Consider the following 26,630-nt stretch of genomic DNA (forward strand, 5'->3'; position numbering starts at 1 on the left):
CCTAGAGGGGGAGATGCCCGGCAGGGCAGAGGGGGGCGCGAAGGAACGCAAGGGTCGCCTTTTGGCCAGCAACCTCACTCGCTCCACTTCACCTTGGTCAAATCATTGGCCTGGATGGGTGCGTTTTCCCACAGGCCTTGCAACTTGGCGTCCCAGACGCCGACCTTGGGCAGTTCGTAGAGGAAGCCGACCACGGCATCGTCGGCCAGGATCTTCTGCGCCTGCCCCAGCAATTCCTTGCGCTTGGCCTCGTCGGAGGTGACGCCGAGATCGGCGATCACCTTGTCGAAGGCCGGATTGTCGTAGTTGAAATAATAATCCTTGCGCGAATAGATATCGATGTCGTTGGGTTCGGTGTGGGAGACGATGGTCAGGTCGTAGTCTTTCTTGGTGAACACCTGATCCAGCCACTGTGCCCATTCGACCGGGATGATCTCGAGATCGATGCCGACGTCGCGAAGCTCGGAGGCGATGATCTCGCCGCCAAGCCTGGCATAGGTGGGCGGCGGCAATTTCAGCGTCGCCTTGAAGCCTTTCTCCAGCCCCGCCTCCTTCAGCAATTCCTTTGCCTTGGCGACATCATGCGGATAGCGGCCGGTGAGATCGACATAGTCCTTGTTGGCGGGCGACATGTGCGAGCCGATCGGCACGCCGAGGCCGGCCGAGGCGCCGTCGATGATCGCCTTGCGGTCGAGCGCATAGGAGATCGCCTGTCTCACCTGCAATTTGTCGAAGGGAGACTTCTTGTTGTTGATCGACAGGATGGTTTCGCCTTCGGTCGCGCCGATCACCACCTTGAAGCGCGGGTCGTCCTTGACCTGCGCGACGCTGTCGGGATCAAAGAAGGGAAAGGCCTGGATATCGCCGGAGAGCAGCGCCGGCACGGCGGCCGCGGCATCCGGAACGATGCGGAACTCAGCCTTGTCGAGAGACGCCGGCGTGCCCCAGTAATTGTCCGATTTGACCAGGGTGATCGAGGATCCCTTGGCCCAGCTCTGGAACTTGAACGGGCCGGTGCCGATCGGCTTCTCCTTGTTGGTGCCGGCAGTCTCAGGCGCCACGATCACCGCGTCGCCCCAGCCCATATTGTAGAGGAAGGAGCCCTGCGGGTTCTTGAGCGTGACCTTGACTGTTGCGGGGTCGACGATTTCGACCGTGTCGATGGCCGCGAACAGGCCCTTCTGCGCATTGACCGAATTGTCGGCGCGGGCGCGGTCGAGCGAGAATTTCACGTCACTGGCATCGAAGTCGGTGCCGTCGTGGAATTTCACGCCGGTGTGCAGCTTGAAGGTGTAGACCTTGCCGTCATCGGAAATGGTCCAGCTTTCGGCCAGATCCGGCAGCACCTCGCCATTCGGCCCGATGCGCGTCAGGCCCTCGAACACGTTGGCGTAAAGCACCTCGTCGATCGCCGCGGCGGCCCCGGCGGTCGGATCGAGATGCGGTGGTTCGAGCGCGATGCCGATGACCAGGTCGGTTCGCGCGGCAAACGCGGAGGTGCTGGCGGCCAGTGACAGCACTGCGGCGGCCAGGATGGTTTTCCACAATTTCATCGTGCAACTCCCCATGCGTTTCAGACAGGTGCTCAAACCCGGGCGATAGAAGCGTGATTTCGCCGCGGAGTAAATTGCGTTTCGTTCTGCCCGTTGGCATCGTCGGGAATGTTTTTGTCCTGGGGGCCTCATCGGCAGGTCGAAGCTTGTCGCCGTGCGCGCCTTATCCCGTGGCTGTGCCACGCAACAGCACGTTGAGCCCGATCGCCATCACCTTGGCCGCTTCCACCATGTCCGATATCCCGACCCATTCGTCCGGCCGGTGGGCAAGGTCGAGAATGCCTGGACCATAGGCGATGCAATCGTAGATGTGGCCGATACGGGCAATGTGCTTCTGGTCGTAGGTGCCTGGCGAGATGACGTAGTCGGGTTCGCGGTCGAACACCGCCATGATGCCTTGCGCCACCGCCTTGACCACCGGCGCGTCGCGCTCCGTCATCAGCGGCAGCACTTCCATCAGGTCGCGGATTTCATAGTCGAATTTTTTCCGCTCGCGCTTCAGGCGCTCGAGAATGCCGGTCACTTCACCTTTGACGGTATCGAGATCTTCCTCGAGCAGGAAGCGACGATCGATGGTCAGCCGGCAGGAATCGGGCACGTTGGGCGAGGGCAGGCCTGGCCGGAAATCCTCGGTCTGGCCGCCGTGGATCGAATTGATGTTCATGGTCGAGCGTTTTGCGCCTTCGGGCACGACCGGCATGCGCGTCATCTTGCGGTCGAGTGCGGGGAACAATTCGTCCTCGAATGCCCTTAGCACGGCACCCATGTGGCGCACCGCATTGTCGCCGAGGAACGGCATGGAGCCGTGCGCGATCTCGCCCTTGGTCTCGATCTCCGCCCACCAGACGCCACGATGACCCAGACAGATGCGGTCCTTGTTCAGCGGCTCGGGAATGATGACGTGGTCGACCCTGGGTTTCGAGAAATAGCCGAGGCTGGCCAGATGGGCCACGCCGCCGAAGCCACCGGACTCCTCGTCGACCGTGCCGGAGATTTCGATAGCGCCGGGAAAGTCGGGGAAGACTTCCAGGAAGGCCTCGGCGGCGATGATCGAAGCGGCCAGGCCGCCCTTCATGTCGCAGGCGCCGCGACCATAGACCTTGCCGTCCTTGACGACACCGGCAAAGGGATCGACCGTCCAGCCGTCGCCGGCTTCGACCACATCGATGTGCGAGTTGAAGTGGACGCAGGCACCGGGCGACCTTCCGTCGAAACGGGCAACGACATTGACGCGCGGGTAGCGGTCGGTGTCGCCGGGCGTGCCTTCGGCGCGAATGAATTCGGTCTCGAAACCGCTCTTCTTCAGCCGCGCGCCGAGATATTCGGCGCATGGCCGGTAGGCATCGCCGGGCGGGTTGATGGTCGGAAAACGGATCAGATCGGCGGTCAGCGCGACGACATCGTCGCGCCTGATATCGATTGCCTGGAGGAGTCGCTCGTTCATGCGCAGAGTTGAGCAACGATCGTCTTGATTTTGCAAGCCCACCGGTGACCAAGCCCGAGCGGCGTGTCGTTGCGGCAACTATTGCGGGAAATCGTTCAAATTGGCTGCTTTGGATTGGCGAATTGGTCAAGGAGTGTGTGTTACCCGGTTCACCTGCCATTAAAAAGGTGAAAACAACGTGATGGCAGGCAAGTAAGGGGCAATCAAAGGGGTTTGATCGCATGAAAAAGACAGTTCTCATGGCGGCCATTTTTGTCGCGATGCTGTTCGGTGCTTCGGGGCAGGGCTGGGCAGCCAGCCTCGTTGCAAACATAGACGTGTCGTCGCAGACGATGACGGTCAGATATGGCTTGTCGGTTTACCGGTGGAGCGTGTCCACCGCGCGTCCCGGTTATTTCACGCCGCGCGGCAGCTATAAGCCGCAGCGTACGGCACGGATGTGGTATTCGCGCAAATACCATATGTCGCCAATGCCATACTCCGTCTTCTTCCATGGCGGCTATGCCATCCACGGGACCGGTGCCGTCAGGCAACTCGGCCGCCCGGCGTCGCACGGCTGCGTGCGGCTGCACACGGCCAATGCCGCAACTTTCTATGCGATGGTGCGCGAAGTGGGTTTCGGCAACACGCGGATTGTCGTGACGAACTGAGGCGATCCAGAGTCGCTGAAGTCGGCATTATCGGCTGGTGTAGGACTAATCTCCCCGCCAGCGGCGAGGCTTAAGCGTTTGCGGCCGGAGCGGGCTTCGGCCGGCGCTTTCGTCGTCCGCCGCCGATCTCCCACCTTTTGTGGAACCACATCCACTGGCCGGGATCTTCGCGTACCCAGCGTTCGACCACGTCGTTGAGACGCTGGGTGGTGGCGCGGACATCAACGCTGCCGTCAGCGGTGCGCGGCAAGGTCAACTTGTCCTCGATCTCGAGCCGGAAGCGGTTGCCTGGCAGCCTGACGCAGCGCGCCGGATAGACGTCGCAGTCGTAGTGACGGGCAAGGGTGGCCAGCACCCGATTGCTTTGGCAGGGGCGGCCGAAGAATGTCGTATCCAGGCCGTTGGAGAATTTCTGATCGACAAGGATGCCGATGTTGCCGCCATTCTCCAGGACCCCAGCCAGCGCGAATGAGGCGCCGGCCATCGATGGCAGCAATGAGCCCATGGTCGAGCGGCGCGTTGAGAGGATGTAGTCGGCGAGATAGGGATTGTTGGGCGGCCGAAACAGCGCCGTGATGTTCATGCCGAAGGTCGCCGCCGCCACCGGCAGCAACTCGAAATTGCCGAGATGGCCGGTGAAAACGATATGCGGCTTCCGTTCACCTGCGATCTCGACGAAATGCTCTGTTCCCTTGACCTCGACGCGGCCGGGCTTGCTGGCCGCAGGATCGTAATCGAACAGGGCGTCGAGAAAGATGTATTCGGCGGCAAGACGGGCCATGTTGCCCCACATGTCGGAGGCGATCGCCTGGATTTCGGCTTCGCCCTTTTCCGGATAGGCCTTGCGCAGATTGTCGACGGCGACCTGATGGCGTCCCACCCAGGGGCCGATGCGGCGTGCGACGCGGTCGGCGAAATTCAGCGCACTGTCGGCCGGTAGCAGACGCAGGATCGAGATGATCATCATCGCCGCGCGCGCAACCAGCCAGTAGTTGAACTGGCGCAACTGCCTGCCGTAGCGAAATTTGAGATCTCGGCGAAACTTCTTGAACACAGAGGTCAAGGCTCTAGCCGACGCGCAGGATGATCTTACCGAACACGTCGCGGCCTTCCATGCGCTTCAGGGCGGCATCGATACCGTCGAAGTCGACCTCGGTGTCGATGACCGGTGCGACCTGTCCCGCCGCCATTTTCTGCATGGCGTTGGCCATGTTCTCCATGCGGCAGCCGAAGGAACCGAGCAGTTTCAGTTGCTGCTGGAAAAGTTGCATCAGATTGATTTGCGTCGATACGCCGGAGGTCGAACCGCAGGTCACAAGGCGGCCGCCACGCTTCAGGCACAGCATCGAAGCGGCAAAAGTATCGGCGCCGACATGTTCGAAGACGACATCGACGCCTTTCTTTTTGGTCAGCTTACGCACGACGCCCTCGAAACGGTCGTCACGGTAGTTGATGACATGGTCGGCGCCGAGCGCCTTGGCCTTGTCGATCTTGTCGTTCGAACCGACCGTGGTGATAACGGTGCAGCCCATCCGCTTTGCCAGCTGGATAGCCGCCGAGCCGATGCCGGATCCGCCGGCATGGATGAGAATGGTCTCGCCGGGTTGCAGCCTGGCATTGTCGAACAGCATGTGCTCGACGGTACCGAAGGTGACGGGCGCCACCGCGGCACCGACGTCGGTCACGCCGGGTGGCGCAGGAACCAGCAGGCGAGCCGGCAGGTTGATTTTCTCCTGCGCGAAGCCGTCGAGATGGAAACCGTGAACACCCGAAACATGCTCGCAAAGATTGTCTCGGCCTTCGCGGCAGGCTCGGCAAAGGCCGCAGGTGCGGGCTCCATAGATCGACACCAATTGTCCGGGCAGCAGCCTGGAAACACCGGGGCCGACCGCTTCGACCTCGCCCGAGGCTTCCGCGCCGACGACCAGCGGCAGCTTGCGCTTGGCGAAGGCCATGCCGCGCCAGCCCCAGACGTCGATGTGGTTCAGCGCCACCGCCTTGATGCGCAGCGTGACTTCGCCGAGTGCCGGCGGTGGGGGAGGCGGCAGGTCCACCGTTTCAAGACGGCGGTCCTCGATAAGTTGCAATGCGCGCATGGGGCCTGTCGGTTCAGTCTGGCTGAAAAAGGTCGCTTAGACCGGTTCCCGCGCCATGACAAGGCAAGTGTTCTGGCCGCCGAAGCCGAAGGAGTTCGACAGAACCGTGCGTACCTCGGCATTGCGCTTCTTGTTCGGCACCACGTCGAGCACGATCGCGGGATCGGGATTGTCGTAGTTGATGGTTGGCGGAATGACGCTTTCGCGCATCGTCATCAGCGAGAACGCCGCCTCGACTGCGCCCGCCGCCGACAATGTGTGGCCGATCATCGACTTGTTCGACGAGACAGGCATCGAGCCGATCCGCTCGCCGAACACCGTCGACAGTGCCAGATGTTCCATCTTGTCGTTTTCTGGCGTCGACGTGCCATGGGCGTTGACATAGTCGATCTCGTCTTCCCTCAGGCCGGCATCGGCGAGGGCAGTGCGAACCGCGGCGATGGCCGGCGAAGCGTCGGGCTTCGAACGGGTGCGGTGGAAGTCGTCGGCCTTCTCGCCGCAACCGCCCAGGATACCGAGGATGGTCGCGCCGCGAGACAATGCCGCTTCGAGCGATTCCAACACGAGCGCCCCGGATCCCTCGGCCAGCACGAAGCCGTCGCGGTCCTTGGAGAAAGGCTTCGATGCCTTTTCGGGAATGTCGTTGTGCGTGGAGAGCGCCGAAAGCAATGAGAATCGGATCAGTGCCTCGGCGGTGGCAGAGCCATCGGCGCCGATCGACAGCGCGCGTTCGCATTCGCCGCGTCTAATCGCCTCGACCCCGAGCTGAATCGCGGTGGCACCCGAAGCGCAAGCCGTCGACAGGGTGATCGGCAGGCCGCGTGTGCCGAGGCGTTCGGCAAGGCGGTCGGCAATCGAACCGAACTGAGTCGTCTCGAAGATATCCAGCTCTTTCAAGCTGCGCGCCACCCGAAGCAGTTTTTCGGCGGCGGTGTCATCTTTGTCCTTGCCGGAATTGTAGAGCGAGAAGCGCTCGGCCCAATCGAGTTCGACCGGTGGCGAGGCGAGGAAGAGCGGTCCGCCGAAATCGCTGGAATCAAGACCGGCTTCGGCCACCGCTTCAAGGCCCGCAAGCTCGGCCAACTCGTATGTGAGGGGGCTGGCGCCCTGCGAACTCGACGGCAGGAAATCGACCATGCCGGAGATGCGGGTGTTCAGTTGATCGATCGGAAAGCGCGTGATCGGGTGGATGCCTGACTTTCCCGAGGTCAACGCCGCCCAATTGTCTGTCTTGCCGACACCAAGCGAGGTCACCACGCCGATGCCGGTGACGGCGACAATCGGCCTGCCCTTGTGATCGTTCAGATTGGCCATCCGGGAGTTCTCGACTTCTTATCGTTGCAGCATGGATTGCGGAGCGCCGTCTCAGGCGGTGTTGACCAGCGCCATGCCCTCGAATTGGTGATAGCCGACCGCCGTTGCAAGGACAGTTGCGGGAACGCCTTCGAACGGCTTCTCGGCTGCGGCATCAAAAACAGGATAGGCGGCCCTGCGGTGGACAGCGAGAGCCGCCAGCGCTACGGCGAAGGGAAACTGTGCTTCCTTCATGTGTCCGGTCAGCGTCGAGAAACCGCGCGCTGATATCGCCGGATTGGCATCGAGTGCTGCTTTCTCGGCTGATGTCGCGGCATGGGCGCCCGATGCGCCCGACAGGGCCAGCAATTTGCCGTTCGGCAATACAGCCTGCTTGAGCAGCGCGGCGATCGCCATATCGAGTTCTCCTCGCTGCCGCCTGGAGCGGCCGGAGACCACCGGCCCGAGCTCGGCATAGATTTTGCGCCCACGGCTTATCGCGTGTTCGCGCTGCTCCAGCACCAGGAAAGCGCCGCCAGACCCGGTCACGACGCCGCCGCCCTCGCCACCCTGTCTTTGCCAGACGGGTTTCCACGGGCCGCGATGCAAATAGCCGGCAAGCTCATAGCCCAGCAGCATGTCGGAATGTTCGGTCTGGAAGGCGCCGCCGACCAGGATGTGCGTCGACTGGCCGGAACGGATGCGTGCGGCGGCGGTCTCGACGGCGGCGACGCCGGCACCTTCCTCACCCATGAAAGTTCTGGACGATCCCGTCACCTTGTGGACGATGGAGATGTTGCCGGCGAGCAGGTTGGAGAGTTGGGCCAGGAACAAAGTAGGCCGCAATTCGGTGGTCAGCTTCTCGTTGAGCAGCACGTCGCGGTCGTTGCGGCTTTCCGAAGCGGCGAGAATGGCAGCATCGACCGCCTCGTCGCGCTCGCCGCCACCGGCGGCGACGACCATGTCCATGGTTGTGCAGAGTTCGTCATTGCCCTTGATGCCGGCGTCGTCCAGTGCAAGTCCCGCGGCATAGGTGCCAAGCCTCTGCCAGGTTTCCATCTGGCGCTGGTCGCCACGCTTGGCGATCTGCAGGTTCCAGTCAATCTCCGGCAAAGGATGGATAGTGTAGGGCGAAAAGCGCGCGGTTTCGAGCACCGGTTCCAGGCCCGGCTGCGCGAGCTTCTGCCAATGGGCGTCCGGACCTTCCCCCAAGGAGGAGACCAGGCCGATACCAGTGATGATGACGTCGCGGGGGCTGCTCATGGGCGGCTTTGTGGGTCAGGCGGCAGAGCGCGTCAAGGTCGCGCGCTCAACTGACGTCAGGCGGTTTTGGCGGCGACCAGTGCGTCGATCTTGGCGCACAAGTTCTTCATGACGAAGTAATCGTCGGTCGAAGCCTTGCCGTCATTGACCTCCTGGGTCCACTTTTCAAGCGGCACCTTGATGCCGAATTCCTTGTCGATGGCGAAGACGATATCGAGGAAATCGAGGCTGTCGATGCCGAGATCGTCGATCGTGTGGCTCTCCGGGGTGATGGTGTCGAGATCGATCTCGCTGGTGTCGGCAATGATCTTGGCGACTTTGTCGAACGTGCTGGACAAGGGCTTTTCCTTCGGTTGCGGGCGGAATCTGTCCGCATCTGGTTTCGGCGCTGTCTAATCGGTTTTTCCCTGCAGGAAAAGGCCTCATACGCCGGGCGCAGATGGGAACCCGCTCTGCAAAGGCAAGAAGGGCCGCTGGCTGACCGGCGGCCCTTCCCTTGACGTTACGTCAGCCTTTGTTTCGATGCAGGTCGCTTTCCCAAGCTGGAACCAGTCTTGGGCGGCATGCATCAGCTGTCGCGGAGCTTGACCAGGTCGTTGAGCAGTCCGCCCGTTCCGTTGTGGACGGTCAGCCGCTCGACCTTGCCGGCGATGGTTTCCAGAGCCTCGAGCTCCTTCAGCCGCAGCATTACCGGGTTTTCCGCCATCACCCTGGCCGTGTTGAGCAGCGAACGCGTGGCGTTCGTCTCCTCGCGGCGACGGATGATGTTGGCCTCGGCCTGCTTTTCGGCCGACACCACCTGGTTGAGGATCTCGCGCATCTCGCCCGGCAGGATAACATCCTTGAGGGCGATATCGCTGACCTCCACTCCGATCTCGGCCATATCGGCGCGAACCTTGGCCGCCGCCTCCTCGTCGATCGTCACCTTCTTTTCAAGGATCTGGTCGAGCGTCAGCGCGCCAAGCGTCTTGCGGAAGGCATACTGCAGGGCGCGGTAGAGGGCTTCGGAGAAGTCCTTCACCATGCTCACCGCCTTGACCGGGTCGACGACCCGGTATTCGGCGGCGATGTTGACGCGGATCGTCACGCGATCCTTGGTCAGCACTTCCTGCCCGGCAACGTCAAGCGACTGGCGCTTGAGGTCGACGACCTTGATCTGCACCATGCGTCCGACGTTCCAGAAGCCATGCACACCCGCCGTCAGCGTCCTGACCAGGACACCGTCGATGAACAGCAGTCCGGCCTGACCATCGACGACCGGATGGACGGACATCAATTCCGCCTTCCGGGCCTGGCCGAGCCGGCGCATGACCGCCGCATCGATGGCGAGGTCGACCGATGTGTCGATCAGCGTCACCTTCCACGGACCGGCATCCGTCCACAGCACCAGCTTGCGGTCCGGCGCCAGCACAGCGTGCAAATTGCCGTCACGTTCGATGATTGCGACGTCCGTGCGCCCGGTGCGAACGACGGTGAAATGACGCGCGGCCACCTCCGGGAGCTTGTCGAACAACGCCTTCTCGTATCCCGAAACGAATTCCGGGTTCTTTAGGTCGTGCCGGGACACTTCGAGGCTGCCGCGCCGGTTGGCGAGCCAATGCTCGCCCGGCATCAGGACAGCCTTGATCTCACCCTTGTGCAGGGTCAGGGCACGTTCGTTTTCCCTTACGAGGACGCGCTCGCGTCCAAGAACCTGATCGAGAATAGTCATTGTCTTTCACTCCAGTCGGGCATGGCCCCATGCGAGGCGTCAAGTCATGCGTCGATCGTCCTTTTCGTTTCTCGTTTCACATCGTTTCGTCCGGGCACGAATGATCCGGGGACTGGTGGCATCAATCCGTGGCGGGCCTGCGGGAGCGGATCGCGAGGCAGCGAAGCGAGCGCCGGAGGCCTTGGCCTCCCTTGCCGGCGACACTGCGCCTTGATCGTCACCGCGGGCCTGGCCGCGAGCCGATGGCGGAAGACGCTCAGGATGATCCGTGCCCGAGGGCCTGGGCCATCCGTCCAGTCTTTCGCATTCCAATCCCCGGACCGTTTTCGAATGGCTTGGAAGCCAATGGAGAAGGAATCGAACCTTCGACAGTCAGATTCTCGATCTGATGCTCTACCCAACTGAGCTATCCGTGGTGCAGATGAAGGGAATTGAACCCCCGACCTCCGGACCCAAATCCGGCGCTCTCCCGCTGAGCTACATCCGCGATCCCAATCCCCAAAGCGGCGCCGTATACAGGGCGGCAAAGCCGCCTGCACGGGCGGAGACGAAAGCTCCAACCGTTGTGCTCACTCCAGTTCTCGTGACCGGGAGCGCGCCTATAGCCCCTGCGACGGGTTGTCGCAAGCGGGATTGTCGCGGCTGATTTGCGGCGTCTTTCAATGGTGGCATTTCGGCAACACTGCTTCAAACCATCCGTGATGGAGTGCAGTGCCTAAAAGGTGACCCGGCCGAGTACGCGCAGGCCATCGTCCTGCGGTTCGACGACCACGGCCTCGCCTTCGCGGGGCGAAACGCCGGTCAGTGCCTGGATATTTTCCAGATGGGTGACCATGACCAGATTGTCGGAGCCGGAATAGGCGCGGATCTCCTTCAGGATCGCTGCGATCTGAGAGGCTTTTTGCGCCGCGTCGCCCTTCAGGAGATCGAGCGGTGCAAACAGCTTCGGTTCGGCCTCGAAAGCAATGCGGGCGGTGTCCACGCAGCGGCAGTAGCGGCTGGACAGCACGCGCTCGATAGGAGCTGCACGAGCGGCGAACAAGGCGCCGATCTTGCTCGCCTGCTGCTTGCCGCGTGCGGACAGGTTGACCTGGGTGGCACAGCTGTCGATGTCGAAATTGACCGGATCGGTGGTGCCGGTGACCATGGCATGACGCAGTAGTACGACATGGCCGCCATCGCGTAATAGTGCCCAGCCGGCGTCCGTGGCGTGGGTTGCGGCCGGGATGGCCAGCAGAAGCAAAGCCAGCACAAGTCGAATCATAGGCTATCCTTCTCCGGTTCCCGGCAATGGGTTCCGGTGACCGGACATATAGGGACGTAAAGCCAGCCGAAAGACAAGGCGCGGTCGGGCGGAGCCTTACTTCTTGGCCATCTGCTTCTTCGCTAGATCGATTTTCTGGTCGGTCAACGGAATGGGCATCGTGTAGCCGGCTTCGGTAAACCCCCGCTTGGCGCTCTCGAAGAATTCGATGGCTTTCAGATATTCCAGCCTACCCGCGCCATAACTGGCGTGGTTCCAATGGACGTCGCCGAGGTTGTTCTGTTCGAACGCCCACTGCAAGGGCTGACTCTCGCGGGTGAATACCTTCAGCGTCGCCGTGAAGGCTGCCTCTGCGTCATCGAGGTATTTGTCCGTGCGTTCGAGATTGCCGAGGTTGAGCAGACTCAAGCCTATGCCGTTCTGGGCGTTGGCCCAATCGATGGGGGCGGCTTCGATAGTCAGCACCTCAAGCGCTGCCCGCCGGGCCGCGATTGAATCCTGCAGGGTTTTGGGATTGGCATCGCTCATGCTCAGCCAGTGCAGCGCCGACCCGAGACCGGCCTCACTCAGCGCCCATTGCCGCGGGTTCGTCTCGCGCTTGTACTCGCGCAACGCATCGCGATAGGCGGCGATCGCCTCGCCGTAATGTTCGGGCTTGTCCGTGACACCGGCGAGAAGCTGCAGCGTGTTGCCGAGATTGTAGTGGCTCATCGCCCAGTCGAGGGGGAATTTTCGCCTGACATAGACGTGCCGCGCGGCCCGGAAGGCGCTCACCGATTGCTCGAGCTTGGCCGCGTCGCGGGTGCGCTGGCCAAGCGTCTGGTAGATCGAGCCGAGATTGTTCTGCGCCGACGCCCAGTCCATCGGGAAACGCTGCCGAGTAAACACCGTCAGAGCATCGTCATAGGCCGCCGCTGCCTCTTCGAGCGCGCCGGTTCCCATATCGAAGCGGGCGACACCGCTCAGTGCGTTGCCGAGATTCAGCCGGCTGGTTGCCCACGAGACCGGGAAGGTTTCGCGGGTTCGCACCTCGAGCGCGGCACGGAATGCATCGGCCGCCTTGTTGATCTTCTCCTTGGCGTTGAGCTGAATGCCGAGCGACACCAGCGTGTTGCCGAGATTGTTCTCGACCATCGCCCATTCCACCGGCGCTTTTTTGCGGGTGTATTCCTCGAGCGCCAGCCGGTAGGCGGCTTCGGCTTGCATCAGATGCTCGCTAGTGGGTTCGCGTTCGGAAAGCGCATAGAGCGCCAGACCGAGATTGTTTTGCGAAGCCGCCCAGTCGAGCGGCACCTTGTCGCGCGGGCGCTTCTCGAGTGTGGCGCGCATCGCCACCACCGCTTCATTCAGGCGCTTCGGGTCGCTCTCGCGTTCGCCGATCTTCAACAGCACATTGGCCAGATTGTTCTGCGCGGCGGCCCAGTTGAGGTCGTCCTTCTCGCGCTCGAACACGACAAGGGAATCGCGAAAGATCCGTGCTGCCTCTTCAAGGCGCGCGGTCTCCGTCTCGCGCTCGCCGATGGTCTGCAGCACCACCGCCATGTTGTTGCGGGTGATCGCCCAGTCGCGGTTCTGTTCGCCATTGGGAATGAAGTTGAGGATGATGCGATAGGCCTCGATGGAGTGCTGCAGCGCATCGAGGTCACCGGTGGCGTAGCCGTAAGCGTTCAGCGCCTCGGCTTCCTGGTTCTTGTAGTTCCAGCGCAGCTTGTCGTCCCATTTTTCCGCCAGCGAAAACGCCTTGGCATAGTCGCCGGCGGCGGATTTGTAGTCGAAGACCAGTGCCGAGGCACCGGCGCGCCTGGCGTAGATCGCGGCATCGGCAAGACGCTTCTGCTTGACGAGATCCTCGGCCTCATCAACTGCATCGTTGGTCTGCTCGACCCGGCCGACGGCGTCGTCGAGGAATTTCCGCGCCGTCACGATGGCGCCCTGGCCGATCGCCTTGTCGGCGGAGGCGACCAGCCGTTTGATCTCCGGATCGTCGGTGCGCAGTGCGGCGCGCTCGGACATCATCTTCTTCAGGCGCTCGGCCTGGGCGTCGAGCACTTTTTGCAGGTCGGTCGGATCTTCGGGGATCTTTTCCGTGCCTAGCGCCTTCAGCACGCCATAGAGTGCGTCGAGCGGCACGCCTTCCTGCAGCGACGCCAGTTCCACCTGTGCCCGTTTTGGGTCGGGCAGCTCGGAAATCGTCAACAGCAGCTGGCGCCGTTCGCCGGTGATCAGCCCGTCGTCGCCGGTCGGCTCCGCTGGTGCGACGCCGAAATAGAGCAGCCGGCGCAGGCTTTCATTGACCCAGGGACGCTGTTTTGCCTTGGTGTCGAGATAGACCTCCTCGGTCACCATGCGCATGACCGAGCCGAACTCGGTGCCCTTCATCGCCGCGAGGTGGCGCAGCAGGGCGGCCGCGTAGGGGCTGTTTTCGCCGGCGGCGCCATCGAGCGCCGGACGGCCTGGCTCGGCGGCAAAGCCGACCACCGTGCCCAGGCTTGCGTCCGTCGCAGGCGCATTGCCGAGCGCCTTGGCGCCGCGCACCGGTTCCAGCCCGCCGGCACCGATCGGCGAGGCGGAGGCGGTCGGGGCGTGCCGCACCGCGGCGCCCGCGGGAAACGGGTTAGTGCGGCATGCATCGAGCAGCACGATCGTCACCGGCACGGTCGTTTTCAGCGCGTCCATGACGGCGGATATCGGCACCAATGCCTTGTCGGCATCTCTGAGTGACGACACGTCGGCATCGACCGGAACCAGATAGTTCTCGCCGCCGGCCTCGATGCCGTGACCGGAATAATAGATGAAGGCGACATCTGCACCTTCGGCATCTTCCGTGAAACGCTCCAGGTCGCGCTTCAGCTTGGCGGCGTCGCGATCGGTGACGCTGCGGGCGTCGAAGCCGAGATCAGTCAGCATCTTGGCCATGTCGCGGGCGTCATTGGCCGGGTTGGGGAGGGGGGCGATGTGCTCGTATTTCGACTGGCCGATGATCAGCGCCACGCCCTTGAGGTTCTTGGTTTCCGCGGCCTGAGCCATACCAATCCCGAGGCAAAGCAGCGCGGCGACGAGAGCTGCCAACCGTCGGACAAGATTGCCGTTCCAAGTGCCGACAAAGGCCATTTGTCGTTTCATCCGCCCGATGCTTCAAACCCTCTATAAGCCTGCCAGCCGACGATGATCAAATTCGGGCGCGATTGCGCCGCGACCATGGCTCGCCTATCACGGGAAAAATGTCTCCGCTCACCGAAACCGTCCTTTTTGTCTTCAGTCTTGTCGCGCTCGGCTATCTCGCCGGGTTTACCGGCTATCTGAAGCCGGCGAGCGGCGAGGGCATAGCCGATTTTGCGGTGAGCGTAGCGATGCCGCTGCTGTTGTTCCAGACCATGGTGAACGCGGATTTCCACGGAGTGGCACCTTGGTCGCTGTGGGGCGCCTATTTCGCGGCCGTGGCAATCACCTGGGCCGCCGGGCATCTCGTCACCAGGCGGATATTCGGGCGAGATGCACGCGCCGGCGTCGTCGGCGGAGTTTCGTCGGCCTTTTCCAATATCGTGCTGCTCGGCGCCCCCTTTATCCTCGGCATATTCGGAGCGGATGGTTTCGAGGTACTGTCGTTGCTGGTGTCAGTGCATCTGCCGATCATGCTGATGGCCTCGATCGTGTTGTTCGAAGCCTTCGGGCGCGCCAGCGGCGAACCGGTGCATCCGTTGCGCGTTATCCATAGCTTCCTCAAGCGGCTTTTCATGAATCCGTTGATCATCGGCATTCTGGCAGGACTTGCATGGCGCATCACAGGTGCGCCGCTGCCTGATGTCGCCATGCGCCTGGTCGATGCATTGGCCGGTACGGCGGGGCCGGTGGCGTTGTTCGCCATGGGGCTCAGCCTGCGCCGCTTCGGCATTTCGGGCAATATCAGGCCGGCGCTGGTGCTTTCGGCGTTGAAGCTGTTCCTGATGCCGGCGCTGGTCCTCGCCTTCGTCTGGCTGCTCGGCCTGCCGCCCTTGACTGCCAAGGTGGCGGTGATGGTTGCCGCGATGCCATCCGGCGTCAATTCCTATCTGATCGCGGTGCAGTTTAACACGGGCCAGGCGTTGGCGTCGAACCAGATGATCATCGCGACCGCCTGCGCCGCCATCACCACCGCTTTCTGGCTGACGGTGGTGCTCCACGTTTTCTGATACCATGTGTGCCGATTTTCGGGCGATGCCCGCCTGCGATCGGCATCTCATAAGCGAGCCTGCTCTCGCCCCCGACTGGCCCAACCCCTATATGCCATGTAGCGATTGCTTGCGGGCCTTGCCCTAGGTAAAGAGCAATGGCTCCGGCGTGCGGGCTTCAGTCCATGGCGCGCGCTCACCGAAGACTTCACAGACCGGCCGTCAGTGCCGAACGGAGGATAGACCATGCTTCAGAAAACCAGCCATTTCATGCGGCAGGCCAATCTCATCAACGGCGAATGGGTGCAGGCCGACAGCGGCCAGACGGTCGACGTCAACAATCCGGCCACCGGCCTCAAGATCGGCACTGTACCGAAGTCGGGCAAGGCCGAGACCCGCCGCGCCATCGAAGCCGCCGCAGAAGCTTTCAAGAGTTGGCGGAAGACGACTGCGCTCGAGCGCTCGAAGCTGCTGCGCAAGTTGCACGACGCGATGATGGACAGCCAGGACGTGCTGGCCGAGCTGCTGACCATCGAGCAGGGAAAGTCGCTGTTCGAATCGAAGGGCGAGATCGGCTCCGCCGCATCCTATGTCCTGTGGTTCGCCGAGGAAGGTCGCCGCACCTATGGCGACGTGGTACCATCGCCGTGGGCGGACCGCCGCATCCTGGTGACCAAGGAGCCGGTTGGCGTCATCGCCGCCATCACGCCGTGGAATTTTCCGTCCTCGATGCTGGCCCGCAAACTCGGCCCGGCGCTCGCCGCCGGCTGCACCGCGGTGGTAAAGCCCGCCTCGCAGACGCCTTACTCGGGTCTTGCCTGGGGCGCGCTCGCCGAGGAAGTCGGTTTCCCGAAGGGCGTCATCAACATCCTGACCGGCTCGGCCAATGAGATCGGCGACGAGATCTGCGCAAATCCGCTGGTGTCGAAGATCACCTTCACCGGCTCGACCGAGGTCGGAAAGCTTCTCATTCAGAAGTCGTCGGTCACCGTCAAGAAGGTGTCGATGGAACTCGGCGGCAACGCGCCGTTCATCGTCTTCGACGACGCCGACCTCGATCGTGCCGTCGCCGGTGCGATCACCGCCAAGTATCGCAATTCCGGTCAGACCTGCGTTTGCACCAACCGCTTCCTGGTTCAGTCTGGCGTCTATGACAAATTCGTCGAGAAGCTCGCCGCCGCCAGCAACGGGCTGAAGGTCGGTTCCGGCCTCGAGGACGGCGTGCAGCAGGGACCGCTGATCGACGAGAAGGCGGTCGAGAAGGTCGAGGAACTGATCGCCGACGCGACGTCCAAGGGCGGCAAGGTCGTCGCCGGCGGCAAGCGCCATGCGCTCGGCGGTTCCTTCTTCCAGCCGACGGTCATCGCCAACGCGACACCCAAGATGCGCTTCATGAAGGAAGAGATCTTTGGCCCGGTGGCACCGGTGTTCAAGTTCGACACCGAAGAGGAAGCCGTCGCGCTCGCCAACGACACCGAATTCGGTCTCGCCTGCTATTTCTACACCGGCGATCTCGGCCGCGCCTTCCGCGTCATGGAAGGACTGAAATACGGCATGGTCGGCGTCAATGAAGGCCTTATCACCACACCGGAAGCTCCGTTCGGCGGCGTCAAGGAATCCGGCCTCGGCAAGGAAGGCGGACATCAGGGCATCGAGGATTATCTCGATACCAAATATGTCTGCATTGGCGGCCTCGGCCTCTGATAATCTATTCCTGAGATGGGGAGGCCGATGGCCTGCCCGTTTTGTGCGGGAAACCAGCCGACTGGATCAACTGGCATTTGCGGGCATGGCGATGAAGGACGGCGAGGTTTTCGGTACGACGCAGGCAGGCGAGGCGGTGCGTCGCTTCACGATCAGGGGCGGCGGCATCACTGCCAACATCCTTGGCCTGGGAGCGATCATCCAGGATCTGCGCCTAACCGGGCACGATGCGCCGTTGGTGCTCGGCTATGACAATCTGGGATCCTATGAGACCGATAGGGCCTTCTTCGGCGCGGTCGTCGGCCGCTATGCCAACCGCATCCGCGATGGCCGTTTCACCATCGCCGGCAGTCGCTATCAGACCGAGCAAAATTTCCTCGGGAAACATACGTTGCATGGCGGCTCGCAGGGCTATTCCCACAGGCCGTGGACGGTTTCGCTGCATGGCAGGGATTTCGTCACCCTGACGCTGCATGACCCCGATGGCTCGATGGGCTTTCCCGGCGCGCTCGACGTCACCTGCACCTATCGGCTGAAGATCCCGGGCACGCTCAGTGTCGAGCTGACTGCCACCTGCGAGGAGCCGACGCTGTGCAATCTCACCCAGCATTCCTATTTCAACCTGGATGATGGCGGCGCCGGCGACATTCTCGACCACAGGATGATGCTGAATGCCGGTGCCTATCTGCCGGTCGATGGCGACATGATCCCGACCGGGGTGGTCAAGCCGGTTGACGGCACGCCGTTCGATTTCCGCCAGGCGCGGCCCTTGCGCATGGAGATCGAGGGCGAGCAACTGCCCTACGACCAGAATTTTTGCCTTGCCGCGTCACGTGGACCGCTCAAGCAGGCGGCATGGACGCAAGGCGCCAGTTCCGGTGTCGAGATGGAAGTCTGGACCACCGAGCCCGGCGTTCAGCTCTATACCGGCCAGTACGTGACGCTGCGTACCGGCCTCGAAGGCCGCAACTACAAGGCCTTTTGCGGTTTCTGCCTGGAGCCGCAGATATGGCCGGATGCGCCGAACCGGCCCTACTTCCCGCAGGCAACCTTGTGGCCGGGCGCGATCTATCATCATGTGACGGAGTATCGCTTCCGCCTGCCTTAAGGTCCGCCGATATTCAGGTGAGACCGGCCTGCAAACAGCCGTTTCCTGCGCTTCCGGTGCTCATATTCCCAAAAAGGACGTCCGCTCCGGTTCTCGGAACCTGCTGTTTTCGGCTTGGCCTGACCTGAATCTCACCGGACCTTAGCCTTCGAAAGCGTTTCGCAGCGTCTCGAACGGCGCCAGTGCGCCGCGCACCTGCACCACGGCGGCGGCGACGCGATGGGCACGGCGTGCGGCTTCCAGCGCCTCATGGCCGGCAAGACGAGCCGCAAGATAACCGCCGTTGAACGAATCGCCTGCGCCGGTCGTATCGACGGGGTCGGCGACATGGATCGCCGGGACCTCGCACAGCGTTTCTCCTTGGGCAATCAGTGCCGGCGCTTCGCCATTCTTGACGACGACCTCACCGACGAGTTGCCCGAGCCGCTCGGCCGTCGCCCGCGGTGTTTTATCACCAAACAGCATCTGCTCGTCGGGGTAGGTCGGCAGTGCGATATCGGTGACGACAAGGGCTTCGGCGATCGCGGCCTGCGCCTCCTCGCGATTGCGCCAAAGCCGCGGCCGGTAATTGGGATCGAACGCGACAGTCGAGCCGGCTGCCCGCGCCTTGGCGACAGCCGCCAGCAATGTGGTGCGCGCGGCCTCGCTCAGAATTGCCAAAGTGATGCCGCTGAAATAGACAAGGGCCTGATTTTCCAGGTTTTTCGATAGTGCTGCAGGATCCGAGGCAAGCTGCCGGGCAGCAGCGTCGGAACGCCAGTACGTGAAGGAGCGCTCGGCGCCGGTGAGCGTGATGGCATAGAGACCCGGTCGCGCCCCCGCTATGATGGGGCTGGAGCCGATGCCGATGCCGTTTTCCGCGAAGAAGCCGATTTGGCCTTGGGAAAACGGATCGTCGCCGAAGGCCGAGACATAGGTTGCGGGCCGCTCAGTGCTCAACGCGTGCAGTGCCCAAAGCGTGTTGAACGTGTCGCCGGCAAAGCCCATGCGCCAGTTTGGTCCCGTCTGACCCGACAGTTCGAGCATGCATTCGCCGATCGAGGCGACGCCGTTTCCCGCCATCTGCAATCCTCCAGTGATCTCGCTGCTGTAGCTTTTTGCCACCGGCAGCGCCATGCTTGGCAAGCAGGGTTTTTTCCGCCATGGCGTTTTCCCACAGCTGGCGGGATGCGATCCGTCCGGCAGAGCGTTGTCTGCAGAAGAGGAAACGGTTTGGCATCGATATGGCGCTATCTTCTCGCAGGTTTTGGTCTGGCTGCCTTGCTGGTCGGAATTCTCGCGGTGGTCTATCTGACGGCGCCGCGGTCGTCGCACCCTGCCGGCCCGGATGTTTCGCGCACGAAGAACACCGACAACGGGCTATTCGTGGCTAGTTTCTTGCCGGAGCGGGGCGTTGTGCGGCAAGGCCAGCTGCAATCGTGGCTGCTGACGCTGAAGACAAAGTCTGGAACTCCGGTCGAGGGGGCCGCGATCACGATCTCCGGTGGCATGCCGCTGCACAGTCATGGCCTGCCAACCAGCCCGCAGGCGACCGACTATCTCGGCGACGGACGCTATCGCATAGAGGGGGTGAAGTTCACCATGAGCGGCTGGTGGCAGCTGCATTTCGCCATTTCGGCCAATGCCGGCTCCGACACCGTGCTCTTCAATGTGGTGCTGTGAGCGAGAAATGAGGTGGCTTTCACGTTTTCTGGCAATGATGGTTGCCGTTATGCTTGCCGGTTGCGGCGAGCCTGACTTCTCCGACGCCGAGAAGAAGACCATCGCCTCGCTGGCGCTGTCCTCACTGCCGCCGCCCAAGCCCGACACCACCAACCGCTTTGCCGACGTGCCGGCCGCCGCCGCACTCGGTTCGACGCTGTTTTTCGATCAGGGCATGAGCCGTGATGGCACGGTATCCTGTTCGACCTGCCATAAGATCGACCGGCAATTCCAGGACGACCTGCCACAAGCCGTCGGCGTCGGCCACACCAACCGGCGCACCATGCCGCTGGCCGGAGTGGCGCGCGATCCCTGGTTCTTCTGGGACGGCCGCCGCGATAGCCTGTGGGCGCAAGCGCTAACACCGCTCGAAAATCCACTGGAGCAGGCAGGAAACCGCGCTGCCTACGCCCATTACATCAAGGCGCGCTTCGGCGAACGCTACGAGCGCATCTTCGGGCCGCTGCCCGATTTTTCCGACATGCCGTCGAATGCCAGCCCGCTTGGAAACGATGCTGAGAAGGCTGTTTGGGACGCGATGAGCGGCGTGCAGCGTGACGCCATCAACGGCGTCTTTGCCAATATCGGCAAGGCGATCGCCGCTTTCGAACGATCGATCGAGCCAGCGCCGACGCGCTTCGACCGCTTTGCGATGGACCTCGTCACCGGCGCCGAGCCGAAAGGCGACGCTGTTTTTTCGAAGGAGGAGATCCTTGGGCTAAAACTGTTCATCGGCAAGGCCAATTGCGTGACCTGCCACAACGGCCCGCGCTTCACCGACAACGGTTTTCACAACACCGGCGTGCCGCCCGTTGCGGGCCTGCCGCCAGATCGCGGCCGCATCGATGCCGTGCGCCAAGTCGAAGCCGACCCGTTCAACTGCTTCGGCGCCTATCGCGATGGCGACGCCACCGCCTGTGGCGAACTGCGCTTCATGGTCAAGGATGCGCCGCAACTCATCCGCGCCTACAAGACACCGTCGCTGCGCGGAGCCGCAACGCGGCCGCCCTACATGCATGCCGGGCAGTTTTCGTCGCTCGACGAAGTGGTGGCGCACTACGCCAAGGCGGCCCCTAGCGTGGAGGGTACGTCCGAAATTCATCCGCTGGAGCTGTCGGATCATGAACGTGCGGCGCTGGTGGCGTTCCTGAAGACGCTTTCGGAGTGAGTTACCGATCCTTCACCGTCTCCATTGCCACGAAGGTCGAGGTCTGGGCGACGTGGGGCAGGGCTGAAATACGCTCGCCCAAGACGCGGCGGTAGGCGGCGATATCCCGGGTGCGAACCTTCAGCAGATAGTCGAAGCTCGACGCCATCATGTGGCATTGTTCGATCTCCGGCACGGCCTGCACGGATCGGTTGAAGGCGTCGAGCGCGGCGGATCGGGTGTCGGACAACTTCACCTGGACGAAGGCAACATGGCCTTCGTCCATGCGCTCGCGGTCGATGATCGCCTGGTAGCCCCTGATGTAGCCTTCCTTTTCCAGCCGCTTCACCCGCGCCTGGACGGGCGTCTTCGACAGGCCGACCTTTGCCGCCAGTTCTGACATGGACAGCCGGCCATCGCTTGCCAGCGCCGCCAGGATATTCCTGTCGATGCGGTCCAATTGGTCTTCTGTCATCGAAGTTTCAGGCCATATGTCAATTTCTGGACGCCCAAGATAGGGCAAATGAGCTGCAGTGTCGATTTCTTTGGACCGGCCGAAATTTCGCATTTGTGCTAGCTTGCGCCATTCGGTTCGGTGACCGCCGGCCCGATCCCCTTTGCTCGATCCATGGGACCGCCATGCCAGCGCTTGATGCCATCCGCCAGCAGATCCGCGCCAACTATCTGCCCGACGAAGACGAGGCCGTGAAGCGACTGGCCGAGGCGACGGGGCTTTCAGCGAAAGACCGCAAGGCAATCTCTGCCCGCGCCGCGGATCTGGTGCGGGCGGTGCGTGGATCGTCCGATCCAAGGCTGATGGAAGTCTTCCTCTCCGCCTACGGTCTTTCCACCAAGGAAGGCGTGGCGCTGATGTGCCTGGCCGAGGCGTTGTTGCGCGTGCCCGACACCGAGACGATGGACGACCTCATCGCCGACAAGATCGCGCCGCACGACTGGTCGGCGCATTCGGGCGGCTCGAGTTCCATTTTCGTCAACGCCTCGACCTGGGCGCTGATGCTGACCGGCCGTGTCCTCGATGAAGGCGAGGGCGGCATCGAAGGCACGCTGCGCTCGATGGTGCGGCGGTTGGGCGAGCCGGTCATCCGCAAGGCAGTGGCCGCCGCCATGCGCGAAATGGGCGAGCAGTTCGTGCTCGGCCGCACCATCACTGAAGCCGTCAAGCGCGGCCGGCCAATGACGCAGAAGGGCTATCTCTATTCCTTCGATATGCTGGGCGAGGCAGCCCGCACCGAGGCCGATGCCTTGCGTTACCACAAGGCCTATGCCGACGCGATTTCCTCGCTCGACGCCGGTTCCAATGGCCCTGATATCCGCCAGAACCACGGAATCTCGGTCAAGCTGTCGGCGCTGCATCCGCGCTATGAGGTGGCGCAGAAGGACGGGATGCTGCCGGTCATGGCCGAGCGACTGCTGTCGTTGGCGCTGGCCGCGCGCCATTCGCGCATGGGTCTCAACATCGATGCCGAGGAGGCCGACCGCCTCGATCTGTCTCTCGATGTCATCGAGCGGGTGCTGGCTGAGCCGGAGCTCGCCGGCTGGAACGGTTTTGGTGTGGTGGTGCAAGCGTATGGACCACGCGCGGCCTTCGCCATCGACTGGCTCTATGCACTGGCCAAGAAGTACGGCCGCAACATCATGGTGCGGCTGGTCAAGGGCGCCTATTGGGACACCGAGATCAAGCGGGCGCAGACGCTCGGGCTCGCCGGTTATCCCGTCTTCACCCGCAAGGTCAACACTGATGTCTCCTACATCGCTTGCGCGAAGAAACTGCTTGGCATGACCGACCGCATCTATCCGCAATTCGCCACCCACAATGCCCACACCGTCGCCGCCATACTGTCGATGGCTGACAATCGCGATACCTTCGAGTTCCAGCGCCTGCATGGCATGGGTGAGGCCCTGCACGAAACGGTGCGCCGGGCCGAGGGCACGCGCTGCCGCATCTATGCACCAGTCGGTGCGCATTCCGATCTGCTTGCCTATCTGGTCCGCCGGCTGCTGGAGAACGGCGCCAACTCCTCATTCGTGCACCAGCTCACCGACGAGGACGTCGAGCCGGAGGACATTGCCCGCGATCCACTCGAAACCGTGGAGAGCCAGGGTCCGGCCGCCAATCCGGCGATTGCCCGGCCTTCGCAGATTTTTGGGGCCGGTCGCCGCAACTCGAAGGGTTTCGATATCACCGACACAATGACGCTGGCGGCGATCGACAAGGCCAGGGCGGCCTTCGTCGGGCCGGATCGCTGGCATGCCAAGCCGATCACCCGGGCGGCCGGCTACGGCAAGCAGCGTCCAATTGTAAACCCGGCAAAGCCTTCCGAGGTGGTCGGCACGGTCAGTGAAGCCGCTGCCAAGCAGGTGGCGACCGCCGTTCGCTTTGCAGTGGAAGCGCAACCGGCCTGGACGAAGCGTCCCGTGGGCGAGCGCGCGGCCATCCTGAACCGCGCTGCCGATCTCTACGAGGCGAATGCCGTCGAGTTCTTTGCACTCGCCACTCGGGAGGCCGGCAAATCGCTGGCCGACGGCGTCGCCGAGGTGCGCGAGGCCGTCGACTTCCTACGCTACTACGCCACTGAGGCGGCCAATGCGGAGGCGGGCACGCAAGCGCGCGGCGCCATCGCCTGCATTTCGCCGTGGAACTTTCCGCTCGCCATCTTTACCGGCCAGATCGCCGCCGCACTCGTCACCGGCAATTCGGTTATCGCCAAGCCGGCCGAGCAGACGCCGCTGATCGCTTTCCGCGCCGTCGAATTGCTGCGCGAGGCCGGCGTGCCGGAAGATGTCATCCAGCTTCTGCCCGGCGACGGCCCATCGGTCGGCGGGCCGCTCACCGCCGATCCGCGCATTGCCGGCGTCTGCTTCACCGGCTCGACCGAGGTCGCGAAGCTGATCGAGAAACAGCTGTCAGAGACGGCCGCGCCCGACGCAATGCTGATCGCCGAGACCGGCGGTCTCAACGCGATGATCGTCGATTCCACCGCGCTGCCCGAGCAAGCCGTGCGCGACATCCTGGCCTCGGCCTTCCAGAGTGCCGGCCAGCGCTGCTCGGCGCTGCGCGTGCTCTATGTGCAGAAGGACGTCGAGAAGAAGATGCTGGAGATGCTGAAGGGCGCCATGGAGGCGCTCAGCGTTGGCGATCCCTGGCGGATTTCGACCGATGTCGGCCCTGTCATCGACGACGAGGCGCAGAGTTCGATCCGCGAGTACTGCACGAAGATGGGCCTGCAGGGCCGGCTGATCGCCAAGCTCGAGGCGCCCAAAGTGGGCCGCTTCGTCGCGCCGCATATCTTCCGGGTCAAGGGCATCGAGGACATGGAGCGCGAGGTGTTCGGGCCGGTGCTGCACGTCGCCACGTTCGACGCCGACGAGATCGACGGGGTCATCGCCGCCATCAATCGCAAGGGCTATGGCCTCACCTTCGGCCTGCACACCCGCATCGAGGGCCGCGTTCAGCATTTCGTCGACCGCATCCATGCCGGTAACATCTACGTCAACCGCAACCAGATCGGTGCCGTCGTCGGTTCGCAGCCGTTTGGCGGCGAGGGGCTTTCAGGCACCGGTCCGAAGGCTGGCGGTCCGCACTATCTCCGCCGCTTTCGCAAGGGGCCGGAGGCCGGCACCCATTTGCAGGATGGCCATAAGGTCACGGCGACCGAACTTGCCGACAATCTGCCCGATCCCACACTTGGCGGCTGGTCGACGCGCCCGGACCGGATCGCCATTCTGAGGAAGCATCTGCGCGGCAAGGGTGCCGCAGCCATTGGCGCTGCCGCCGGCATCGACTTCGGCCAGGTCGATCTGCCGGGACCGACCGGCGAAGCCAACACGCTCTCGCTGTCGCCACGCGGACGGGTGCTATGCCTTGGTCCCGATGGCGATACGCTGCTCGCGCAGACGATCCAGGCGCTCGCTGCCGGCAATGCGGTGCTGGCGGTCGCGCCCGGCGCACCGGCGGCGCTCTCGGCGCTGACCGGCAAGGGCCTGCCCCTGGCCGCCTTGGACGGCCGGCCGGATCCGGTCGAAGCGCGATCGCTGCGCGTCGATGTCGTCGCTTTCTCGGGCACGCCCGAGGCTGCGCGTGTCGTGCGCAAGGTCATTGCCAACCGCTCCGGTCCGATCGTGCCGCTGGTCAGCGAGGTGTTGAACCCGGCGGCCTATGCACATGAACGGGCTGTCTGCGTCGATACGACGGCTGCCGGGGGCAATGCGAGCCTGCTGGCCGGAGCTTGACCCCGGCCTGTTATTACGCGCCCTCGACGACCGAAAAGCCCTCGAACTGGGGATGGCCGAGATAGTGCACTTTTGTCGTGCCGACATTGCCGTGGGCGGCACGGAAATTCTCCGATTTGGTCCAGGCGATAAAATCATCATGGCTCGCCCACACCGTATGCGACGCAAACAGCGTGTAGCCTTCGGCCTCGTTGACCGGGCCACGCAGCAGGTGAAATTCCCTAAACCCCTTCATCTCCGCGAGGCTGGAGTCGCGGTTCTTCCATACGGCCTCGAAATCGGTCTCCGAGCCGGCCTGCACCTTGAAGCGGTTCATGGCGATGTACATCGTGATTCCTTTCATGCTTGACGATCGATGGCTGGCGTAACGGGCCACGGAGACTCAGAATGGGCCGATTGGTGCTTTGAACCGCCAGCTTAACTTTCCGGTCTCCGGCGGAATGGGAGGGAAGGGTGCCTGTTTTCGCACCAGCTCCAACGCGAATTGATCGAGTTCCGGAGAGCCTGAGCTTTTGGCAAGTTGCAAGTCGCTGATGGTTCCATTGGCCAGCACCACAAATGCCACCATAGCATTGTTGCGGGCGGTCGATTGCGCCGCTTTCGAAACGCGGCGATTGGCGCGAGCCAATTTGTTGGCCACCTCGCCGCTATAGAGAGACGTTGCCGCGTTGCCGGCATCGGTTCGTTTTTTGCCTTTGCTGGCAATTGCCGCTTTTATTTCGTGGCCGTCCGCTGTGCCGCGCTTCTCGTATGGTTCGCTAGCAGTTGCTGGGACAACTGCAGGAATTGGCCTGGCGCTTGGAATCGGCGCCTGTTCTGGAACGGCGACAGGCATTTCGATGCTCTCGGCCTGAACCGTCGGCTGTGCCGGCGTTTCGGCCTTGGGAGACACGCTCTGGTCATCGGGGCGTGGGGCGCCGGCCACCAATATGTCCGGGGTGATCGTCTGCTGTTTGACAGGTTCCGGCAAAGGCTTGAGCGGCGGCTTCGCCGCTTGCCGGGCGGGCTGCGCAGGTTCTGTTGGCGGCGCCGGCTTGGGCGGCGTTGCCGGCTGTGGTTTAGCCGGTTGCGGGTTCGGCACCAGCGCAACATTTATGGCCGCCGGATCCTTATCCAGCGTGCTGCCGACCACGTTGCTGCCCGACTGATCACTGCCTTCCGGCTGCTCGGCATCCCTGGAATCGAATGTCCCCGAAGGCGAGACCAGAAAGGCCGCCGCCACCGCGGCATGGAGCAGGCATGAGACGACGATCGCTGCCGTCCATTTGCGGTTCCAGACCGATGGCCGCGGCGGTGC

The 26,630-nt window shown here is 62.9% G+C and carries 21 protein-coding genes and 2 tRNA genes; 7 read left to right on the forward strand and 16 right to left on the reverse strand.

Translation table 11 applies throughout. The annotated features are described in order from the left end of the window. Positions 1-74: 74 nt before the first annotated feature. Together NKJ90_RS02315 and NKJ90_RS02320 are read right to left on the reverse strand one after the other, a co-directional pair. The gene (locus NKJ90_RS02315) at positions 75-1,553 is read right to left on the reverse strand and encodes an ABC transporter substrate-binding protein (RefSeq protein WP_023757705.1); all 1,479 of its coding nucleotides are present in this window, start codon (positions 1,551-1,553) and stop codon (positions 75-77) included. A gap of 163 nt (positions 1,554-1,716) precedes the next feature. Then, positions 1,717-2,997 carry an acetylornithine deacetylase/succinyl-diaminopimelate desuccinylase family protein gene (locus tag NKJ90_RS02320; protein ID WP_023757704.1) on the reverse strand — a complete coding sequence of 427 codons (1,281 nt, stop codon included), beginning with the start codon at positions 2,995-2,997 and terminating at the stop codon, positions 1,717-1,719. 221 nt (positions 2,998-3,218) lie between these two features. Here NKJ90_RS02320 and NKJ90_RS02325 point away from each other — a divergent pair, with 221 nt between their 5' ends. After that, complete coding sequence (locus NKJ90_RS02325; RefSeq protein ID WP_023757703.1) at positions 3,219-3,647, forward strand: L,D-transpeptidase; 429 nt, start codon at positions 3,219-3,221, stop codon at positions 3,645-3,647. A 70-nt stretch (positions 3,648-3,717) separates the two neighbouring features. Here the strand turns inward: NKJ90_RS02325 and NKJ90_RS02330 are convergent, their stop codons facing one another. The 10 genes from NKJ90_RS02330 to NKJ90_RS02375 form a co-directional block, all read right to left on the reverse strand. Further along, positions 3,718-4,701 (reverse strand): lipid A biosynthesis lauroyl acyltransferase, encoded by a 984-nt coding sequence (locus NKJ90_RS02330; RefSeq protein WP_023757702.1) that lies wholly within the window; start codon positions 4,699-4,701, stop codon positions 3,718-3,720. A 13-nt stretch (positions 4,702-4,714) separates the two neighbouring features. Continuing rightward, positions 4,715-5,743, reverse strand: coding sequence for a zinc-binding dehydrogenase (locus tag NKJ90_RS02335; RefSeq protein ID WP_023757701.1), 1,029 nt, complete (start codon positions 5,741-5,743; stop codon positions 4,715-4,717). A gap of 36 nt (positions 5,744-5,779) precedes the next feature. Further along, positions 5,780-7,057 carry a beta-ketoacyl-ACP synthase gene (locus tag NKJ90_RS02340; protein ID WP_023757700.1) on the reverse strand — a complete coding sequence of 426 codons (1,278 nt, stop codon included), beginning with the start codon at positions 7,055-7,057 and terminating at the stop codon, positions 5,780-5,782. Positions 7,058-7,108: 51 nt separating this feature from the next. Continuing rightward, positions 7,109-8,299, reverse strand: coding sequence for a beta-ketoacyl-ACP synthase (locus tag NKJ90_RS02345; protein ID WP_023757699.1), 1,191 nt, complete (start codon positions 8,297-8,299; stop codon positions 7,109-7,111). A 56-nt stretch (positions 8,300-8,355) separates the two neighbouring features. Then, the gene (locus NKJ90_RS02350; protein WP_023757698.1) at positions 8,356-8,637 is read right to left on the reverse strand and encodes an acyl carrier protein; all 282 of its coding nucleotides are present in this window, start codon (positions 8,635-8,637) and stop codon (positions 8,356-8,358) included. A 230-nt stretch (positions 8,638-8,867) separates the two neighbouring features. Continuing rightward, positions 8,868-10,010, reverse strand: coding sequence for a slipin family protein (locus NKJ90_RS02355; RefSeq protein WP_023757697.1), 1,143 nt, complete (start codon positions 10,008-10,010; stop codon positions 8,868-8,870). A 336-nt stretch (positions 10,011-10,346) separates the two neighbouring features. Further along, a tRNA-Leu gene (locus NKJ90_RS02360) sits at positions 10,347-10,421 on the reverse strand. Between the two features lie 2 nt (positions 10,422-10,423). Beyond that, positions 10,424-10,497 (reverse strand) — tRNA-OTHER (locus NKJ90_RS02365). A gap of 228 nt (positions 10,498-10,725) precedes the next feature. Further along, positions 10,726-11,274, reverse strand: a complete 549-nt coding sequence (locus NKJ90_RS02370; RefSeq protein WP_023757696.1) for a histidine phosphatase family protein — start codon at positions 11,272-11,274, stop codon at positions 10,726-10,728. A 96-nt stretch (positions 11,275-11,370) separates the two neighbouring features. After that, complete coding sequence (locus NKJ90_RS02375; RefSeq protein ID WP_352485615.1) at positions 11,371-14,397, reverse strand: caspase family protein; 3,027 nt, start codon at positions 14,395-14,397, stop codon at positions 11,371-11,373. Between the two features lie 98 nt (positions 14,398-14,495). On the opposite strand from NKJ90_RS02375, the gene NKJ90_RS02380 reads away from it, so the two are divergent. The 3 genes from NKJ90_RS02380 (at position 14,496) to NKJ90_RS02390 (ending at position 18,234) form a co-directional block, all read left to right on the forward strand. Further along, on the forward strand, positions 14,496-15,443 hold the full coding sequence (locus NKJ90_RS02380) for an AEC family transporter (protein WP_023757695.1): 948 nt from the start codon (positions 14,496-14,498) through the stop codon (positions 15,441-15,443). A gap of 225 nt (positions 15,444-15,668) precedes the next feature. Beyond that, positions 15,669-17,126, forward strand: coding sequence for an NAD-dependent succinate-semialdehyde dehydrogenase (locus tag NKJ90_RS02385; protein WP_023757694.1), 1,458 nt, complete (start codon positions 15,669-15,671; stop codon positions 17,124-17,126). A gap of 85 nt (positions 17,127-17,211) precedes the next feature. Next, the gene (locus NKJ90_RS02390; protein ID WP_023757693.1) at positions 17,212-18,234 is read left to right on the forward strand and encodes an aldose epimerase family protein; all 1,023 of its coding nucleotides are present in this window, start codon (positions 17,212-17,214) and stop codon (positions 18,232-18,234) included. A gap of 141 nt (positions 18,235-18,375) precedes the next feature. On the opposite strand, the gene NKJ90_RS02395 is transcribed toward NKJ90_RS02390, so the two are convergent. Further along, positions 18,376-19,296 (reverse strand): sugar kinase, encoded by a 921-nt coding sequence (locus NKJ90_RS02395; RefSeq protein WP_023757692.1) that lies wholly within the window; start codon positions 19,294-19,296, stop codon positions 18,376-18,378. Between the two features lie 150 nt (positions 19,297-19,446). Between NKJ90_RS02395 and NKJ90_RS02400 the strand changes: the two genes are divergently transcribed. After that, positions 19,447-19,896 carry a FixH family protein gene (locus tag NKJ90_RS02400; protein WP_023757691.1) on the forward strand — a complete coding sequence of 150 codons (450 nt, stop codon included), beginning with the start codon at positions 19,447-19,449 and terminating at the stop codon, positions 19,894-19,896. 7 nt (positions 19,897-19,903) lie between these two features. Beyond that, complete coding sequence (locus NKJ90_RS02405; RefSeq protein WP_023757690.1) at positions 19,904-21,103, forward strand: cytochrome c peroxidase; 1,200 nt, start codon at positions 19,904-19,906, stop codon at positions 21,101-21,103. Position 21,104: 1 nt separating this feature from the next. On the opposite strand, the gene NKJ90_RS02410 is transcribed toward NKJ90_RS02405, so the two are convergent. Next, positions 21,105-21,557, reverse strand: coding sequence for an Lrp/AsnC family transcriptional regulator (locus tag NKJ90_RS02410; protein WP_023757689.1), 453 nt, complete (start codon positions 21,555-21,557; stop codon positions 21,105-21,107). A gap of 164 nt (positions 21,558-21,721) precedes the next feature. Between NKJ90_RS02410 and putA the strand changes: the two genes are divergently transcribed. Continuing rightward, a complete protein-coding gene (putA, locus tag NKJ90_RS02415) occupies positions 21,722-25,333 on the forward strand; it encodes a bifunctional proline dehydrogenase/L-glutamate gamma-semialdehyde dehydrogenase PutA (protein WP_023757688.1) in 3,612 nt (1,203 codons plus the stop codon). 13 nt (positions 25,334-25,346) lie between these two features. Here the strand turns inward: putA and hmuQ are convergent, their stop codons facing one another. Both hmuQ and NKJ90_RS02425 read right to left on the reverse strand, forming a co-directional pair. After that, on the reverse strand, positions 25,347-25,661 hold the full coding sequence (gene hmuQ, locus NKJ90_RS02420; RefSeq protein ID WP_023757687.1) for a heme-degrading protein HmuQ: 315 nt from the start codon (positions 25,659-25,661) through the stop codon (positions 25,347-25,349). A gap of 54 nt (positions 25,662-25,715) precedes the next feature. Beyond that, positions 25,716-26,555: an energy transducer TonB family protein gene (locus NKJ90_RS02425; protein ID WP_245266434.1), complete on the reverse strand. Its 840-nt coding sequence runs from the start codon at positions 26,553-26,555 to the stop codon at positions 25,716-25,718. Positions 26,556-26,630 lie beyond the last annotated feature (75 nt).

Origin of the sequence: Mesorhizobium sp. M0051 (assembly GCF_040323235.1) — a bacterium.
Taxonomy (GTDB): Bacteria; Pseudomonadota; Alphaproteobacteria; order Rhizobiales; family Rhizobiaceae; genus Mesorhizobium.